The organism is Lonepinella koalarum, assembly GCF_004565475.1.
Classification (GTDB): Bacteria; Pseudomonadota; Gammaproteobacteria; order Enterobacterales; family Pasteurellaceae; genus Lonepinella; species Lonepinella koalarum.
The window spans coordinates 69,401-85,899 of record NZ_SRHX01000005.1 but is presented as its reverse complement, the minus strand read 5'-3'; the positions used below and the strand labels follow the sequence as shown (position 1 = coordinate 85,899).

Here is a 16,499-nt window from a genome sequence, read left to right as displayed (position 1 = left end):
AATACAAATAATTCTCATTACTTAATTAATAATTTATTATAGTATTTGGGGCAAAAAAAAGGCGGAAATCATATTCCACCTTTAAACAACTTATTTCCGATTAGAATGATAACTTGGCTGTCATATAAATAGATCGTCCATGTTCATTATAGCTTTGAGCACCATTATTTGTACGATAAAGTTTTTTATTAAGTATATTAGTCATCCCAATACGACCGCTAAAGTGCTTGTTAAATTGGTAACCAGCATTGATTCCCAAAACACCATAGCTCCCGATTTCATCATAAGTTAACGCTGTCGCTGATAGTGTTTCATTTTTAATAATCGCTACGGTGCGTGGTTTTTGGCGACCATAATGGGTAAAGGTGAGATTCATATCCAACTTATCCGTCGCTTGGTATGCTAACGTACTGTTGATAGTGTGTTTTGGAATAATCGACAATGGGTTGCCTTGATAATCTTCTGACTTACGCATATAAGAGAAGTTATTACTCCATGTTAAATTATCCGACAAAGGAATCACTAAGTTTCCTTCAAAGCCTTCAATGGTGGCTTTCGGTGTGTTTTCCCATTGGAACACATGACCTTGTCCACCATCACCATTCGACCATATCGCCTGAGCTCCGGTAACAATTTTATTACGATAAGCATTGTGGAAGTAGGTAATAGACGCTTGCCAACCGTTATGTTCAAACTCTAAGCCAATTTCTTTATTGACACTGGTTTCAGGTTTTAAATTCTCATTACCCAAAATATAGCAAGATGTATTATAAACGGTATAACCATTAGCTGCGCTTGGTAGAGGACAGCCAGCACCTGTACTATATAACAGATAATTAGGGTTAACTTGATATAGATTTGGTGCTTTATAAGCACGAGCAATACCGCCTTTAATGGTAAACATATCATTCAATTCATGGGAGATATTTAATGCCGGACTCCAGTTTGAACCACTGTCGGTGTTATAGTCAAAGCGGAGAGATGGAATAACAATGGTACGTTCTGTGACATAAATATTGTCTTCGGCAAAAACCGCAACGTTACTTTGGGATTTTTCACCACTACGATTTGCCCCAATATCAAACCCTGATACAGGTACCAGATACTGTTGCGTCATTGACTGCGGATCGTCTAATTTAGCATGATTATATTCAGCACCCACGGTTAATACTTGCGATACACCTAAGGTAAAGGGAATATTGGCTTCAGATTGAAGACGGAAATTAGTTAACCGGCTATCCGAAAAATCTGAGGTTGAAGTATAAGCCCCTTCACTGTAACCAGTCAATCCCTCGGGTAAACGACTATTCTTTGTACGCTCATAACTAATAGTATTTTCCGTATTCCCCCAATCCCACTCACCTTTATGGGTTAAAGAGTAGGCTGAACGATATAAACGCGCCGTTTCCATGCCATTCTCCCGAATTAAGCCGGAGGACAATGCAGCATTACTCAGTTGCGTATCGCCGTTATAAATATTCCCTTGACGACTAAAACTCGAATCCAAGATTAAGGTTTGACGCGGATCCATTTTCCATTCTAAACGCCCAGCAATATCACGGTTACGTACCCCTTCAACCCCCGCAACATTACTGCTTGATGCTTCTTCATTGATATTGACTGCATCTGGTTTGGTTTTATTGGCGCTACCGTATAAACGGAAAGCCAACACATCTTTAATCACGGGACCGCTTAAATCAAAGCCGACACGAGTGGTTGAACCTTCCGCGTCATCTCTTGGTTGGTTAGTGTAATAAGTAACGGAACCTTTTAATTCATTGCTGACTGGTTTGGTTTTAATATTCACCACCCCCCCCATGGCACCTGAGCCATAACGTGCTGCGGCAGGACCACGTAATACTGTGATACTTTCAATTTGCTCAGGAGGTACCCAGTTGCTATCCCCGCGCGTATTACGCTCACCTCGTCGCCCCATACGCTCCGAATTACGTGAAGTCACAGGTTTACCATCAATTAAAATCAAGGTATTTTCAGGCCCCATGCCACGAATATCAATTTGACGTTTGTTACCACGTTGAGAGGTTGAGCTGTTACCCGTTAGGTTTACCCCCGGCATAGTGCGTAATAATTCAGATACGTCATTAGCAACAGGACGTTTTTCTAAATCTTTTTTAGAAATTTGGGATACCCCAAGAGATTGTTGTAATTGCTGTTCTGCTGTAACGTGAATTGTCTCAAGCTCTTCCACATTTTGTAGGCTTTCCTCTGCCATGGCAAAACTGCTTAAAACAGACAAACTCACTAAAGATAATTTGCATGTGAATTTAAATTTAGTTTGCTTCTTTTTCATTCTTATTCCTTACGTTACAAATAAAAAATAAAATTAAGGGGTTTACCCTTAATTTGTCCTACTATAGGATTGGTGTAAAATGATGAAATCATACACAAACAAGAAATTTTTTGCAAATAGTTATCATTAAAATAATGAAAAGTATCCATAAAAATAAATTTATCATAGATCCTCACCGCACTTTTGCTATACAATCCTTTTTATTCAATAACATAAATAAGGGGAAAACCATGTATTTCGATCAAATTAAAGCTGAACTTGTTGAAGCACAAGATGTATTAAATAAATTTATTGCTGATGAAAATAATATCAAACTCATTCAACAAGCCGCACTGCTCATTTCGGCTAGCTTCAAACAAGGCGGTAAAGTGTTGTCTTGTGGTAACGGTGGGTCGCACTGTGATGCCATGCACTTTGCGGAAGAATTAACAGGACGTTATCGTGAAAATCGCCCAGGTTATCCTGCCATTGCGATTTCCGATGTCAGCCATTTGAGCTGTGTGAGTAATGACTTTGGCTATGAATATGTGTTCTCTCGTTATGTGGAAGCCGTTGGACAAAAAGGCGATGTGTTATTTGGGTTATCTACATCGGGCAATTCTAAAAATGTGTTAAATGCCATTGAAGCCGCTAAAGCCAAAGGTATGAAAGTGATTGCGATGACTGGCAAAGACGGCGGTAAAATGGCAGGTTTAGCCGATGTTGAAATCCGTGTCCCTCATTTCCGTTATGCGGATCGTATTCAAGAAATTCATATTAAAGTGATTCATATTTTAATGATGTTAATTGAATTTGAAATGGCAAAAAATTCGTAAATTTTTGACCGCGGTTTAGGGTGTGGTGTTGTTACAATTACTCTCACACTTCGAAAATTTAGATGAATACCCTTTTTCCCACCTGAAGACCATGTTCGGTTTTCAACGGGCGGACACATCGGTTCGCCCCTATGCTCTAAATGGGTCCCCGTCTGAACCGCCTGAGTGTTTTGGTATTTTTAGCTAAATTTTGCATGTCTGAGCGAAGCGAGTTCAAAATTTAGCGTGAAGAAAATACCAAATAAGCGAAGAAAAGCGGTGAAGTCGGGGCGTGCTTTCTTTTTGCTTACTTTTGCTTTGCACGAGCAAAGAAAAAGTAAGTCGCCCGTTGGGCGAAACCCAACAAATAAATTTTTATTCAAATTTAACATTTCACATTGCATACTTATGCAAATATAAGTAATATATTTTCAATTCACAAGTAAAGAGAACATCCACCAATGACGATTAGTGTTCAACATCTCAATTTCTTTTACGGTTCAAGTCAAGCATTGTTTGATATTAATCTTAGTGCAGAAGACGGTGATACGGTTGTATTACTCGGTCCTAGTGGTGCTGGCAAAAGTACGTTAATTCGAACCTTAAATTTATTAGAAGTCCCAACTTCTGGGCGATTAAATATTGCTAACAATCAATTTGATTTATCCCAAAAAAGCGATCCAAAACAAATTTTACAATTACGCAAAAATGTCGGCATGGTATTTCAACAATATAACTTATGGCCACACTTTACGGTATTAGAAAATTTAATTGAAGCACCAATGAAAATTTTAGGCTTAACGCAAGTCGAAGCTAAACAACAAGCAATGGAATTGCTTTCTCGTTTACGTTTGGAAGAACACGCTGAGCGTTTTCCCTTGCAGCTTTCAGGCGGTCAGCAACAACGTGTGGCGATTGCTCGGGCGTTGATGATGAAACCACAAGTATTGTTATTTGACGAACCAACCGCTGCTTTAGATCCTGAAATTACAGCGCAAATTGTATCAATTATTCAGGAATTACAACAAACTGGCATTACCCAAGTGATTGTCACCCACGAAGTCAATGTCGCTCGCAAAGTGGCAACCAAAGTAGTGTATATGGAACGAGGGCATATTGTAGAAATGGGTGATGCCAGTTGTTTTGAAAATCCACAAACTGAACAGTTTAAACACTATCTCTCTCACTAACTCTTATATTAATAACAAGGACATCATATTATGAAAAAATTACTCTTAACAGCACTTTTAGTCGGTACAGCATTGACTGCTCAAGGGAAAGATATTAGCTTTGCGATGGAAGCAAGTTATCCACCGTTCGAAATGACCAATGAGAAAGGTGAGATTATTGGTCTTGATGTGGACATTGCCAATGCAATTTGTAAAGAAATTCAAGCTAACTGCTCTTTCCAAAATCAAGCTTTTGATTCATTAATTCAAGGCTTAAAACAAAAACGTTTTGATGCGGCTATTTCCAGCATCGACATCACCGAAGCTCGTGCTAAACAGGTGTTGTTTACCGATTCTTATTTCGACAGTGCTGCGACTTTTATCGCTAAAAAAGGTACCGATTTTAACAGCATTAAAACCGTTGGCGTGCAAAATGGCTCAACTTTCCAAAGCTATGTAGTGAAAGAAACTCAATATACACCAAAACCTTATGCATCCTTGCAAGAAGCCGTGCTTGATATTAAAAACGGTCGCATTGATGCCATTTTCGGCGATATGCCCGTATTGTTAGATATGGTTAACAATAATGAAGGTTTGACATTCTCTGGTGAGAAAGTAGAAAATCCTAGTTACTTTGGTAATGGTTTAGGCATTGCTGTTAACTTAAACAATAAAGCATTAGTTGATGAATTAAATAAAGGATTAGCAGCAGTGAAAGCGAGTGGCGAATATCAAAAAATCTATGATAAATGGATGACCGCGAAATAATGTTTTTCGATTATCTCCCTTTGATGTATTCCGCTACCTTAATGACCTTAGGGTTAGCGGTTTGTTCGCTAATCGTAGGCTTATTTTTTTCACTAATTTTCACCGCACTTGAGATGAATAAACTGGCTTGTGTGCGTAATCCAACCTCTATTTTTGTCAGTTTATTACGTGGTTTGCCCGAAATTATTGTCGTGTTGCTGATTTATTTCGGTTCAACCGAATTAGTGGAAAAAATGACTGGCGAATATGTGGAATTTAGTGCCTTTAGTTGTGGCGTGTTAGCCCTCTCTCTTATTTTTGCCGCATACGCATCTCAATCCTTGCGCGGGGCAATTCAAGCGATTCCAGTAGGGCAATGGGAAAGTGGTGCGGCACTTGGTTTAAGCCGTCCTTATACCTTTATTCGGCTCGTGTTACCCCAAGTATGGCGACACGCTTTACCGGGATTAAGCAACCAATGGTTAGTGTTATTAAAAGATACCGCGTTAATTTCCTTAATTGGGGTCAGTGATTTAATGCGACAAGCGGAATTGATTAATACCCGAACGCACCAACCTTTTACTTGGTATGCCTTGGCAGCATTTATTTATCTTTGTATCACCTTGATTAGTCAAGTATTTATTCGTAAACTTGAAATTCGTTTCACTAAATTTGAACGTGGGGTGAGATAATGTGGCAAGATTATTTATCGGTTATTGCACAAGGCATTCCAACCAGTTTGATGTTAACCGCCGTATCTTTAACCATTGCATTTGTATTAGCGGTATTACTCACCTTTTTGCTTTCGTTGGACAATAAACTCGTTAAAAGTGCGGTGAATTTTTACTTAGTTTTATTCACCGGTACGCCATTATTGGTACAATTCTTTCTGATTTATGCAGGTCCAGGGCAATTTCAATGGATCGTAAATAGTCCATGTTGGCTATTATTGTCAGATGCGTGGTTCTGTGCTATGTTAACCTTAGCTTTAAACAGTGCTGCCTACTCTACTCAGTTGTTTCATGGAGCGATGAAAGCAATTCCAAAAGGTCAATGGGAAAGTTGTGCGGCATTAGGTTTAAGCCGTTGGCAAACGCTAAAAATTTTAGTGCCTTATGGACTAAAACGTGCATTACCCTCTTATACCAATGAAATTATTTTAGTGTTTAAAGGAACTTCCCTTGCCTCCACAATTACTTTAATGGATATTATGGGATATGCGAAACAACTTTATGGTACGGAATACGATGCCATTACGATCTATGGTTTGGCTGGCTTGATTTATCTTGTGATTACAGGGGTAGCTACGTTATTATTACGTCGTTTAGAACGGTATGTTTTGCGGTTTGAACGATTGGAAGTGACGAAAGCCTAATTATTTTTTCTTGTTTTTGTCACGCTTTTTGTGTTTATTAAGATCGGATTTCGCCGATGGCGACTTACTTTTTCTTTGCTCGTGCAAAGCAAAAGTAAGCAAAAAGAAACACGCCCCGATTTTGCCTTGTTTCCTGAAAATCCATAAATTTTTTTAACGGAAAATGGCTGAACTCGCTACGCTCAAACAGATGCCATTTTCCTAAAAATTTATGGATTTTCAGGCGGCAAAGACGGGGACATATTGGATAAAAGGAAGAAAAAATGTTCCAAACAAATTGGCTTTGGTTCGCTATCGGTTCTGCTTTTTTCGCAGGATTGACAGCTATTTTTGGTAAACTTGGGGTAGAAGGCATGAATAGCAATCTTGCGACATTCATCCGCACTATCGTCATTTTCTTTGTTGTAGCTGGCATTATTACTATGCGTAACGAATGGCAACTGCCACAACATATCGCTGCTCGTCCTTTCACATTCTTAGTGCTTTCGGGGGTTGCTACGGGTTTGTCGTGGCTCTGTTATTACCGAGCTTTACAACTTGCCCCCGCATCTTGGGTTGCTCCGATTGATAAATTAAGCGTGGTGATTGCGATTATTTTAGGGATTGTGGTACTTGGCGAACCTTTTAGCTTAAAACTATTAATAGGATCAATTTTGATTTTATCTGGTGTATTAGTGTTAGCCCTGTAGTAAAAGTAGCTCAGTTAAGTCAGCCATTTCCACACTAGGCAATAATCTTGCCTCACTAAATTGACCAATGCCTTTGCCTGATAGATTTAACCAAACCGCTTGGCACCCCGCTTGAATTGCCCCTTGCACATCTGCCACTAAGTGATCGCCAACGTGCAAAATTTCGCTAGATTTTATGCCAAAATATCGGGCAGTTTGGTGAAATAAATCAGCTTCCGGCTTGGCTCGACCTTGTACGCCACCAGTTAAAACTAGATCAAATTGTTCCAGTCCAATACGTTCAGGTTCCACATTGCCGTTGGTGATGGCAACCAAACGAAAGTGTTGTTTGAGCTGATTAAGCACATCAATGCTTTGTTGTGGTATGTTGATTTGATGTCGCCAATGCAGAAAATGGTCAATACAATTTTGTGAAATTCGCTCAATTTCCACCGCAGTTTTGCCTTGCTCTTGTAGTAATACTTGGATTGTATTGATTCGCCATTGGGTGACATCCTCGCAACCAATAGGATCTTGCTGAAAAACTTGATTACGGTAAATCCCCCACATTTTGTCATCTAATTCGGCGATCTGGCTTTTTTCTCGCAATAAGGCAATAAATTCTTGCATTGCTAGCTTGATTATTTCCGTATTGTCATAAAGCGTATCATCAAGATCAAAGCTGATAACGCTGAAAGGGGTAAAAGTGCGGTAGAATTTCATTGTGTTTTTCCTATTTTCTTTTCGCTCGCGGATGTGCCTGATCATAAACATCCGTCAAATGTTTAAAATCTAAATGAGTATAAATTTGCGTTGTTGCCAGATTACTATGCCCTAATAACTCTTGCACGGCTCGCAAATCGCTGCTTGCTTCTAACATATGAGTGGCAAAAGAATGGCGGAGTTTGTGCGGATTGAGGTGAGCATTTAAGCCCTGACGAATACCCCAAATTTCCATCCGTTTTTGAATGGAACGGTGCGACATTCGATTGCCAAGGGAACTGACAAATAAAGCATCATCTTTCGGATTAAATAATAACCGCACTTTCAGCCAATCTCGGATCGCCGTTAAAGCGTGGCGACCAAAAGGTAAAATCCGCTCTTTATTACCTTTCCCCAATACTCGTACTTCTCGAGTGCGTAAATTGAGGCTGGTTAAATTTAAGCCTTGTAATTCCGACAAGCGTAAGCCTGAACTATACATTAATTCCAACATGGCGCGATCTCGCACATCAATCGGCTCTTTACTGTTATTATTCAACAGTTTAGCCACTTGTTCATTGTCAATATTTTTTGGCAAATGCTTGCCTTGTTTCGGGGCGGAAATGCCTATCGCTGGATTGACCTTTAATTCCCCTTGCACCACTAAATAACTTAAAAATTGCCGCAAAGCAGACAAACGGAGAGCTAAACTTTTTTCGTGTAAGCCTGCTTTTTTGCTACTGGCTAACACAAATCGCACTACGCTTGGGGTGACTTGTTGCCACGTTTGAATACCTTGTTCATTGAGCAACGTCAACACGGCAGTTAGTTGCCGTTGGTAATTTTCCAAAGTATGCGGGCTCAGTTGACGTTCAATACGTAAGAAATCGTAGTATTTTTGTAGCCATTGTTCCATTATGCTTTCTCGCTATTGTTTTTCGCAGGGCAATAGCCAACGGTGTAAATGCAATTCCACAATATCCACTAAATGGGAAAGAAAGGCGGTGTCTTGTCCATTGTAAAAATGTTGCGTATCACGAGCAGAAAACAGCAAAATACCATTAGCTTGATGCTGATTAGGTTTAATCCCAAGCAAACAGCAAGCCACTGATCCTACTGGCAATTCATCTAACAAAAACAGTAAGGATTTTTCTCGATTACTCAATTCGCCCAAATAAAAACGGCGTAAGCCAAAACGTTCAAGGCGAATCAATTCAAAGCCTTTGCGATCTAACCAATTCTTATCGCCAATTTGTTCACCTTGCCATTTATCGCGAAATAACAACAGTTTAACCTGCTGTAAATCAAATTTCTTCGCCCATTGATTTAACACGTCCACCCCTTGCTCAAGGTTTTCCGCACTGGCTAATTTTTTCTGTAACGGCATTAAGGCGAAGAAAATATCTTGTTCTTGATGAGCCAGTTGTTGAAATAGGGAGAGTTCTGCTTGCAAAATTTTAATCTGTTCACGTTGGCGTTCTAACTGCATTTCCACTAATGAAAGCGAACCTTTTTGTGCGTGGGGAATAACGAGATTGTCTAATAAATCTAAATGTTGAGCAAAAAAGTGCGGTGTCTTTTGCAGAAATTTTACCACTTGTTGTTCAATGTCATTTTCGTTCATTTTTCCCATTTTCCTCGAAAAGTGTGCCTTAAAGTTTAATCACACCATCATAAATATGTGTCGCCGATCCCGTCATATATAGCGGATGCCCCTCACCTTGCCATTCAATTTGCAAACTGCCACCCGGTAAATCTACCTGTACTTGACTATCTAACAATCCTTGCATAATCCCCACTGCCACCGCTGCACAAGCCCCACTACCACAGGCTTGTGTTTCGCCTGCACCCCGTTCATACACCCGCAATTTAATATGATTGCGATTGATCACTTGCATAAAGCTCGCATTAACACGTTCAGGAAAGCGTTCATGACTTTCTAACAATGGACCGAGTTGCTCCACATTGGCAGTGACAATATCATCTACTTGCACGACACAATGGGGATTCCCCATTGATACCGCTCCAGCAAATACAGTTTGAATTTCAGTGCGTAAAATATAGTTTTTCTCAAATTTATTGGCAATAAACGGAATTTTATTGGGTTGCCAAACAGGCTCCCCCATATTAACTCGCACATCATCATTATCTAACACGGATAACATCATATTGCCTTTCGCAGTACTGACGGCAATATCTTTCTTGTTGGTTAAACCTTTCAGTAGCACAAAACGAGCAAAACATCTCGCCCCATTGCCACATTGGGCGACTTCGCTCCCATCTGCATTAAAAATACGATAATGAAAATCTAATTCAGGATCGTAAGGCGGTTCAACGATTAACAACTGATCAAAACCGATACCACGATGGCGATCGGCAAGTTTTTTGATGAGTTCTGCTGGGAAATACACATTTTGCGTTACCGCATCCACTACTACAAAATCATTACCCAAGCCGTGCATTTTAGAAAACTGCATTGTTTTCATCCTTAAAATTCATTTATGTTGTTAAGCATTATAATCGGCAAAGGGTGTTGAGTAAATCTATCTTATTTTTTCTTCGCTAATGCTCTGAAAAACTGATCAGAATCGGGATTTATTTTTTAAGTGTTGTTCTCCATATATTCACTATTCACGCAATATGGATGTTGTCCAAATGGAGCGCATAAAAAATCTGTATCCCAATTAATTGGTTATTCATTCAATTTCTAGGATACAGATCAAAATCAATTATTTTCACCGCAGTTTTGGTGAATGTTTAAGGGTTCAATTAAGCCGTATGTTCTTTTGTTTCTACTGTTTCTACGGGTAAGCGCTCAATCCGAATATTGAATAAGGCAAGCATAGTGGCAATAATTGGGATTGTCCAGTTCATAATCGCATAAGGAGCATATTCAAAGGCGCTTACTTGTAACATGGAAAAGGCATAAACCCCACAGGTATTCCAAGGTACTAAAACGGATGTAACCGTTCCTCCATCTTCTAGGGCACGTGACAAATTTTTTGATGCCAAGCCACGATCCTTAAAGGCTTTCACATACATACGTCCGGGTAATAAAATGGAAATATATTGTTCCGATGTAGTGACGTTAGTCATGATGGCAGAAGTAATGGTACAAATAATGAGGCTGGAGGCAGATTTAGCAAAGCTAAGAATTTTTTCTACAATAGCGCGTAATATCCCTGTTTTTTCCGCAATACCACCAAAACTCATTGCTACTAGCGTTAAGGAAATGGTGTACATCATGGCTTCAATGCCTCCTCGATTAAACAGGGTATCAATGACTTCATGACCACTTTCGATTTTATAGCCATCATGCAAGGTATTCACCGCTACACTCACTTCGCCACCTTGCACAAAAATATGACAAAGCCAGCCCAATAAAATCCCCACCGCTAAGGCTGGGAGTGCGGGTACTTTGCGAGAAACCATCACTACCACGATAATTGGCACTAACAATAACCAAGGAGAAATCACAAAATTACGATCCATCGCGTCAAGAATTTCAGTAATTTTATTAAGATCCACGTTATCATAATTAAATTGCAAACCTAAATAAAAATATACGCAAAGGGCAATCACAAAACTGGGAATGGTGGTCACGCTCATATTGCGAATATGCTCAAATAGTGGCGTGTCAGTTATCCCAGCAGCAAGATTAGTAGTATCAGATAAGGGTGACATTTTATCACCAAAATACGCCCCTGAAATCACTGCACCGGCTACCATTGGCGCAGGAATGCCAATGCTGTAACCGATCCCCATGGCAGCCACTCCAATAGTTCCCATAGTTGACCAAGAACTACCAATAGATAGCGTGACAATGGCACAAATAATACAGATAGTGAATAGGAAAAGGGATGGTGAGATCAGTTTCAATCCATAATAAATCATGGTTGCCACTATGCCTCCCCCTAGCCATGCACCTATAGTTAGGCCAATCATAATAATGATCACAATGGCAGGGAGTGCCATGGTAATACCACGATAAATACCTTGTTCAATGCTTTTCCAGCTATAGCCAAAACGCATTGCCACCAGTGCAGCAGTGGCAGCACCAATAATCAAGGGAACATGCGGGGATGCTTCGAACTGGATAATGGCAATCGCCATAGTACCAATCATCACAAACATAGGGAGCAGCGCGTAAAGAAAAGGAATGGAAATTTCGGGTTCGGTGATTTTGGTTTCGCTTGACATAATTTATCTCCTTAAAGGTAAGGGAGTGGATAGGGAGACTATCCACGTTTTTTATGAATTTAACCGAGGACTTCGCGGATACGGCTCAGAGCCCAATCCAAGTCTTGCTGGCTAATGGTCAATGGTGGTGCAAAACGGATGACAGTATCATGGGTTTCTTTGCAAAGTAAACCTTTTTCTTTCAATTGTTCACAATAAGGTCGTGCCGCTTCATGGAGTTCCACGCCAATAAAGAGTCCCCGACCACGCACTTGTTTAATTCTTGGGTGATTAATTTTTTGCAATCCCGCTAAGAAATACTCGCCTAATTGCTGTGAGCGTTCAATTAAGTTTTCTTGTTGCAATACATCTAATGCAGCAATTGAAACCGCACAAGCTAGAGGATTGCCACCAAAAGTTGATCCATGAGATCCCGGTGTGAAAACACCTAAAATATCACGATTAGCCACCACGCAAGAAATTGGAAATACACCTCCACCCAAGGCTTTACCTAGAATATACATATCAGGCACCACATCTTCCCAATCACAAGCAAATAGTCTCCCTGTGCGTCCAAAACCAGCTTGAATTTCATCCGCAATAAACAGTATGTTGTGTTGTTGGCAGAGTGTAACAGCCTGTTTTAAAAAGCCTTGTGGTGGCACGACAATCCCTGCTTCCCCTTGAATAGGTTCAACTAAAAAGCCCACAGTATTCGGTGTAATCGCCTGTTTTAATGCTTCAAGATCACCATAAGGAATCAGCTTGATACCGCCTAGCAATGGACCGAAGCCTCGCTGATAACTTTTCTCAGAAGAAAGTGATACGGCAGTCATGGTACGTCCATGAAAATTTCCCACACAAGCAATAATTTCTGCTTGATTATCTGTCACACCTTTCACATCATAACCCCAACGACGAGCCGCTTTAACCGCCGTTTCTACGGCTTCTGCCCCCGTATTCATTGGTAATGCCATGGATTTATTGCAGAGCTTGCAGATTTTTTCATACCATACACCCAATTGATCATTATGAAAAGCACGAGAAGTTAAGGTAACTTTCGCCGCTTGTTCAGTCAGTGCTTTAATAATTTTAGGATGGCAATGTCCTTGGTTAACGGCGGAATAGGCACTTAGCATATCAAGGTAACGATTGCCCTCGGGATCATACACCCAAATATCTTTTGCTTTGCTGATCACAATCGGAAGCGGAAGATAATTGGTTGCACCATATTGTTCAGTTTGATCAATAATTTGTGTTGATAGCTTTGTCATAATATCCTCTTGTTTTCAATAAAAAAATTATAATATGCTTTTAAATTATAAAAAACACCTAGAAAATATTGTTTTTGTGATCTAGATCTCATTTTTTTATCATTTTTTTAAAATTTTTTTTACATTTTCTTTTTTCATCTTACCAGTGAAATTTAATTTAACATAATCCTTGAAATCGCTTAAAAAGAGATCATATAGAGTAATGACAGTAACAACTACCTATTTTTAAGGAAAATATTATGAATATTGAAAAATTTACCACTAAATTCCAACAAGCTCTCGCCGAAGCGCAATCTTTGGCGTTAGGCAAAGATAATCAGTTTATTGAACCTGTACATTTATTGACCGCACTGTTAAATCAGCAAGACGGTTCTATTGCCCCAATTTTAACCGCATCTGGGGTGAATTTGAGTTTATTACGCAATGAATTAAATAATGAACTCAATAAGTTACCGCAGGTGTCGGGTAATGGTGGCGATGTGCAGATTTCTCGCCAGCTTGTGAATATTCTGAATCTTTGCGACAAAATTGCACAACGGCAACAAGATAAATTTATTTCATCGGAGATTTTCTTGTTGGCGGCTATTGAAGATAAAGGGGTATTGAGTGAGATTTTACGCAAGTGCGGTGCAAAAAAAGAGAGTTTGCAACAGGCCATTCAAACCGTGCGTGGGGGGCAGAATGTGAATGATCAAAATGCGGAAGAAAGCCGTCAGGCATTGCAAAAATACACCATTGATTTAACCGAACGGGCGGAAGCAGGCAAGCTCGATCCTGTGATTGGGCGTGATGAAGAAATTCGCCGTGCCATTCAGGTGTTGCAACGCCGTACCAAAAACAACCCTGTGTTAATTGGTGAACCTGGGGTGGGTAAAACTGCCATTGTGGAAGGCTTGGCACAACGCATTGTCAACGGTGAAGTGCCTGAAGGGTTGAAAAACAAACGGGTGCTTTCCCTTGATATGGGGGCGTTGATCGCAGGGGCGAAATACCGCGGTGAATTTGAAGAGCGTTTAAAAGCGGTGTTGAAAGAGTTGGCTGCCGAAGAAGGGCGAGTGATTTTATTTATTGATGAAATTCATACCATGGTTGGGGCTGGCAAAACAGACGGGGCGATGGACGCAGGCAATTTGTTGAAACCGTCTTTGGCTCGGGGCGAATTGCATTGCGTAGGGGCGACGACGTTGGACGAATATCGTCAATATATTGAAAAAGATGCTGCCTTGGAACGCCGTTTCCAAAAAGTGTTTGTGGACGAACCAACGGTGGAAGACACCATTGCCATTTTGCGTGGTCTTAAAGAGCGTTATGAGTTGCATCACCACGTACAGATTACTGACCCTGCCATTGTGGCGGCAGCAACGCTTTCGCACCGTTATATTTCGGACCGTCAGTTGCCTGACAAAGCCATTGATTTAATTGATGAAGCAGCCAGTTCCATTCGGATGGAAATTGATTCTAAACCGCAACCATTGGACAGACTCGATCGCCGTATTATCCAATTAAAATTGGAGCAACAGGCATTGAAAAAAGAAGAAGACGAAGCCAGCCGTAAACGCTTAGCGACGTTGGAAGCCGAACTTGCCGAAAAAGAACGGGAATATGCAGAGCTGGAAGAAGTCTGGAAAAGCGAAAAAGCCGCCCTTTCTGGCACGCAACATATTAAAGCCGAACTTGAAAATGCTCGCACCCAAATGGAGCAAGCCAGACGAGCAGGCGATTTAAATAAAATGTCCGAATTGCAATATGGCGTGATCCCAAGCCTTGAAAAGCAATTGAAAGGGGCGGAATTATCCGAAGGCAAAGAAATGACCTTGTTGCGTAATCGGGTCACAGACGAAGAAATTGCTGAAGTGCTTTCTCGTGCCACCGGGATTCCTGTTTCTCGCATGATGGAGGGGGAAAAAGAAAAATTATTACGAATGGAAGATGAATTGCATAAACGGGTGATCGGGCAAGGTGAAGCCGTGGAAGCCGTTGCCAATGCCATTCGCCGTAGTCGGGCTGGGCTTTCTGATCCAAATCGTCCGATTGGCTCATTCTTGTTCCTAGGTCCAACTGGGGTGGGCAAAACTGAGCTTTGCAAAACCTTGGCGAACTTCTTATTTGATGATGAAGATGCCATGGTGCGGATCGATATGTCCGAGTTTATGGAAAAACATAGCGTATCTCGTTTGGTTGGCGCACCTCCAGGCTATGTGGGCTATGAAGAGGGTGGCTATTTAACCGAAGCCGTTCGCCGCCGTCCATATTCCGTCATTTTATTAGACGAAGTGGAAAAAGCCCACCACGATGTGTTTAACATTTTATTGCAAGTGTTGGACGATGGACGGTTAACGGACGGACAAGGTCGCACGGTGGATTTTCGCAATACCGTGGTGATTATGACCTCTAATTTAGGCTCGGATCTGATTCAATCCAATCAGGATTTAAGCTATGACAGCATAAAAGAAATCGTGATGTCCGTGGTGGGAACGCACTTCCGCCCTGAATTTATCAACCGTATTGATGAAACCGTGGTGTTCCACCCTCTTGCCAGAGAAAACATTAAAGCCATTGCGCAAATTCAATTAGCACGCTTAGCGAAACGGATGAGTTTCCACGGCTATCAATTACAATTTAGTGATGCGTTGTTAGATTTCATCGGTGAAGTGGGTTACGACCCAATTTACGGGGCAAGACCATTGAAACGGGCGATTCAACAAGAAATTGAAAATCCATTGGCACAACAAATCTTATCGGGTAAATTGTTGCCTGATCAGGTGATTACGGTGGATTATATGGATAGGAAAGTGGTGGCTGTGCAATAAAAGGACAATCATGGGCTTGAAATTTGCAATGAATGACTTATAATAGAAAAAGGTCGTAGGCAGGTAGCGAGTCTGCCTACTTCCTAGCCGTTAGGCTATATTATTGAAAATTGCAATCAGTAAATCAAACACGGCTAATGTTCTTAAACTGATTGCCCCTACTAGCAGGATCGCTAGTATTATCAGAGCAATAATTTCTGATACTTTCACATAAATCACCTCCTTAGTGCCATAGGACTAAGACGACTAGGCAACGTGCTACGGTGAAGCAACACGTTGCTCAGGTCGCCGATAGCACGAGAGGAATTATACACAAACCCCTGTCTATATGTCTAGGGGTTTGTTATTTTTAGTTCTCGACGTCCGGCTATTTTCTTGGAAATAAAAATATTCTTTATCTCATCATGCGAATTTGCTACAATCCATATCTTAATTGAAATTAGTTATCAATTAGTTCTTAATTATTTAGA

At 40.6% G+C, this 16,499-nt stretch carries 14 protein-coding genes; 7 read left to right on the top strand and 7 right to left on the bottom strand.

What is annotated here, in order from left to right:
- Nucleotides 1–100: 100 nt before the first annotated feature.
- The gene (locus E0709_RS07680; protein WP_132302285.1) at nt 101–2,311 is read right to left on the bottom strand and encodes a FepA family TonB-dependent siderophore receptor; all 2,211 of its coding nucleotides are present in this window, start codon (nt 2,309–2,311) and stop codon (nt 101–103) included.
- 230 nt (nt 2,312–2,541) lie between these two features.
- Between E0709_RS07680 and lpcA the strand changes: the two genes are divergently transcribed.
- The 6 genes from lpcA (at nt 2,542) to E0709_RS07645 (ending at nt 7,085) form a co-directional block, all read left to right on the top strand.
- Nucleotides 2,542–3,126, top strand: a complete 585-nt coding sequence (gene lpcA, locus E0709_RS07675) for a D-sedoheptulose 7-phosphate isomerase (protein WP_132302284.1) — start codon at nt 2,542–2,544, stop codon at nt 3,124–3,126.
- Between the two features lie 440 nt (nt 3,127–3,566).
- Nucleotides 3,567–4,295: an arginine ABC transporter ATP-binding protein ArtP gene (gene artP, locus E0709_RS07665; protein ID WP_132302283.1), complete on the top strand. Its 729-nt coding sequence runs from the start codon at nt 3,567–3,569 to the stop codon at nt 4,293–4,295.
- A gap of 30 nt (nt 4,296–4,325) precedes the next feature.
- A complete protein-coding gene (locus tag E0709_RS07660) occupies nt 4,326–5,042 on the top strand; it encodes a transporter substrate-binding domain-containing protein (RefSeq protein WP_132302282.1) in 717 nt (238 codons plus the stop codon).
- On the top strand, nt 5,042–5,713 hold the full coding sequence (artQ, locus tag E0709_RS07655) for an arginine ABC transporter permease ArtQ (RefSeq protein ID WP_132302281.1): 672 nt from the start codon (nt 5,042–5,044) through the stop codon (nt 5,711–5,713). Before E0709_RS07660 ends, artQ begins: the two co-directional genes overlap by 1 nt.
- Nucleotides 5,713–6,396, top strand: coding sequence for an arginine ABC transporter permease ArtM (gene artM / locus E0709_RS07650; RefSeq protein WP_132302280.1), 684 nt, complete (start codon nt 5,713–5,715; stop codon nt 6,394–6,396). Before artQ ends, artM begins: the two co-directional genes overlap by 1 nt.
- Before the next feature lie 263 nt (nt 6,397–6,659).
- The gene (locus E0709_RS07645; RefSeq protein WP_132302279.1) at nt 6,660–7,085 is read left to right on the top strand and encodes an EamA family transporter; all 426 of its coding nucleotides are present in this window, start codon (nt 6,660–6,662) and stop codon (nt 7,083–7,085) included.
- Here E0709_RS07645 and E0709_RS07640 read toward each other — a convergent pair.
- From E0709_RS07640 to E0709_RS07615, 6 genes are all read right to left on the bottom strand, one after another.
- On the bottom strand, nt 7,074–7,787 hold the full coding sequence (locus E0709_RS07640; protein WP_132302278.1) for an HAD-IA family hydrolase: 714 nt from the start codon (nt 7,785–7,787) through the stop codon (nt 7,074–7,076). The two genes, E0709_RS07645 and E0709_RS07640, sit on opposite strands and share 12 nt — an antisense overlap.
- A gap of 10 nt (nt 7,788–7,797) precedes the next feature.
- Nucleotides 7,798–8,682 carry a tyrosine recombinase XerC gene (gene xerC, locus E0709_RS07635; RefSeq protein ID WP_132302277.1) on the bottom strand — a complete coding sequence of 295 codons (885 nt, stop codon included), beginning with the start codon at nt 8,680–8,682 and terminating at the stop codon, nt 7,798–7,800.
- A 12-nt stretch (nt 8,683–8,694) separates the two neighbouring features.
- Nucleotides 8,695–9,390: a DUF484 family protein gene (locus tag E0709_RS07630; RefSeq protein ID WP_132302276.1), complete on the bottom strand. Its 696-nt coding sequence runs from the start codon at nt 9,388–9,390 to the stop codon at nt 8,695–8,697.
- A gap of 28 nt (nt 9,391–9,418) precedes the next feature.
- On the bottom strand, nt 9,419–10,243 hold the full coding sequence (gene dapF / locus E0709_RS07625; RefSeq protein WP_132302275.1) for a diaminopimelate epimerase: 825 nt from the start codon (nt 10,241–10,243) through the stop codon (nt 9,419–9,421).
- 292 nt (nt 10,244–10,535) lie between these two features.
- Nucleotides 10,536–11,966, bottom strand: a complete 1,431-nt coding sequence (gene nhaC / locus E0709_RS07620) for a Na+/H+ antiporter NhaC (RefSeq protein ID WP_132302274.1) — start codon at nt 11,964–11,966, stop codon at nt 10,536–10,538.
- 59 nt (nt 11,967–12,025) lie between these two features.
- Nucleotides 12,026–13,219: an ornithine--oxo-acid transaminase gene (locus E0709_RS07615; RefSeq protein ID WP_132302273.1), complete on the bottom strand. Its 1,194-nt coding sequence runs from the start codon at nt 13,217–13,219 to the stop codon at nt 12,026–12,028.
- A gap of 239 nt (nt 13,220–13,458) precedes the next feature.
- Between E0709_RS07615 and clpB the strand changes: the two genes are divergently transcribed.
- A complete protein-coding gene (clpB, locus tag E0709_RS07610; protein WP_132302272.1) occupies nt 13,459–16,029 on the top strand; it encodes an ATP-dependent chaperone ClpB in 2,571 nt (856 codons plus the stop codon).
- The last annotated feature ends 470 nt before the right edge of the window (nt 16,030–16,499 follow it).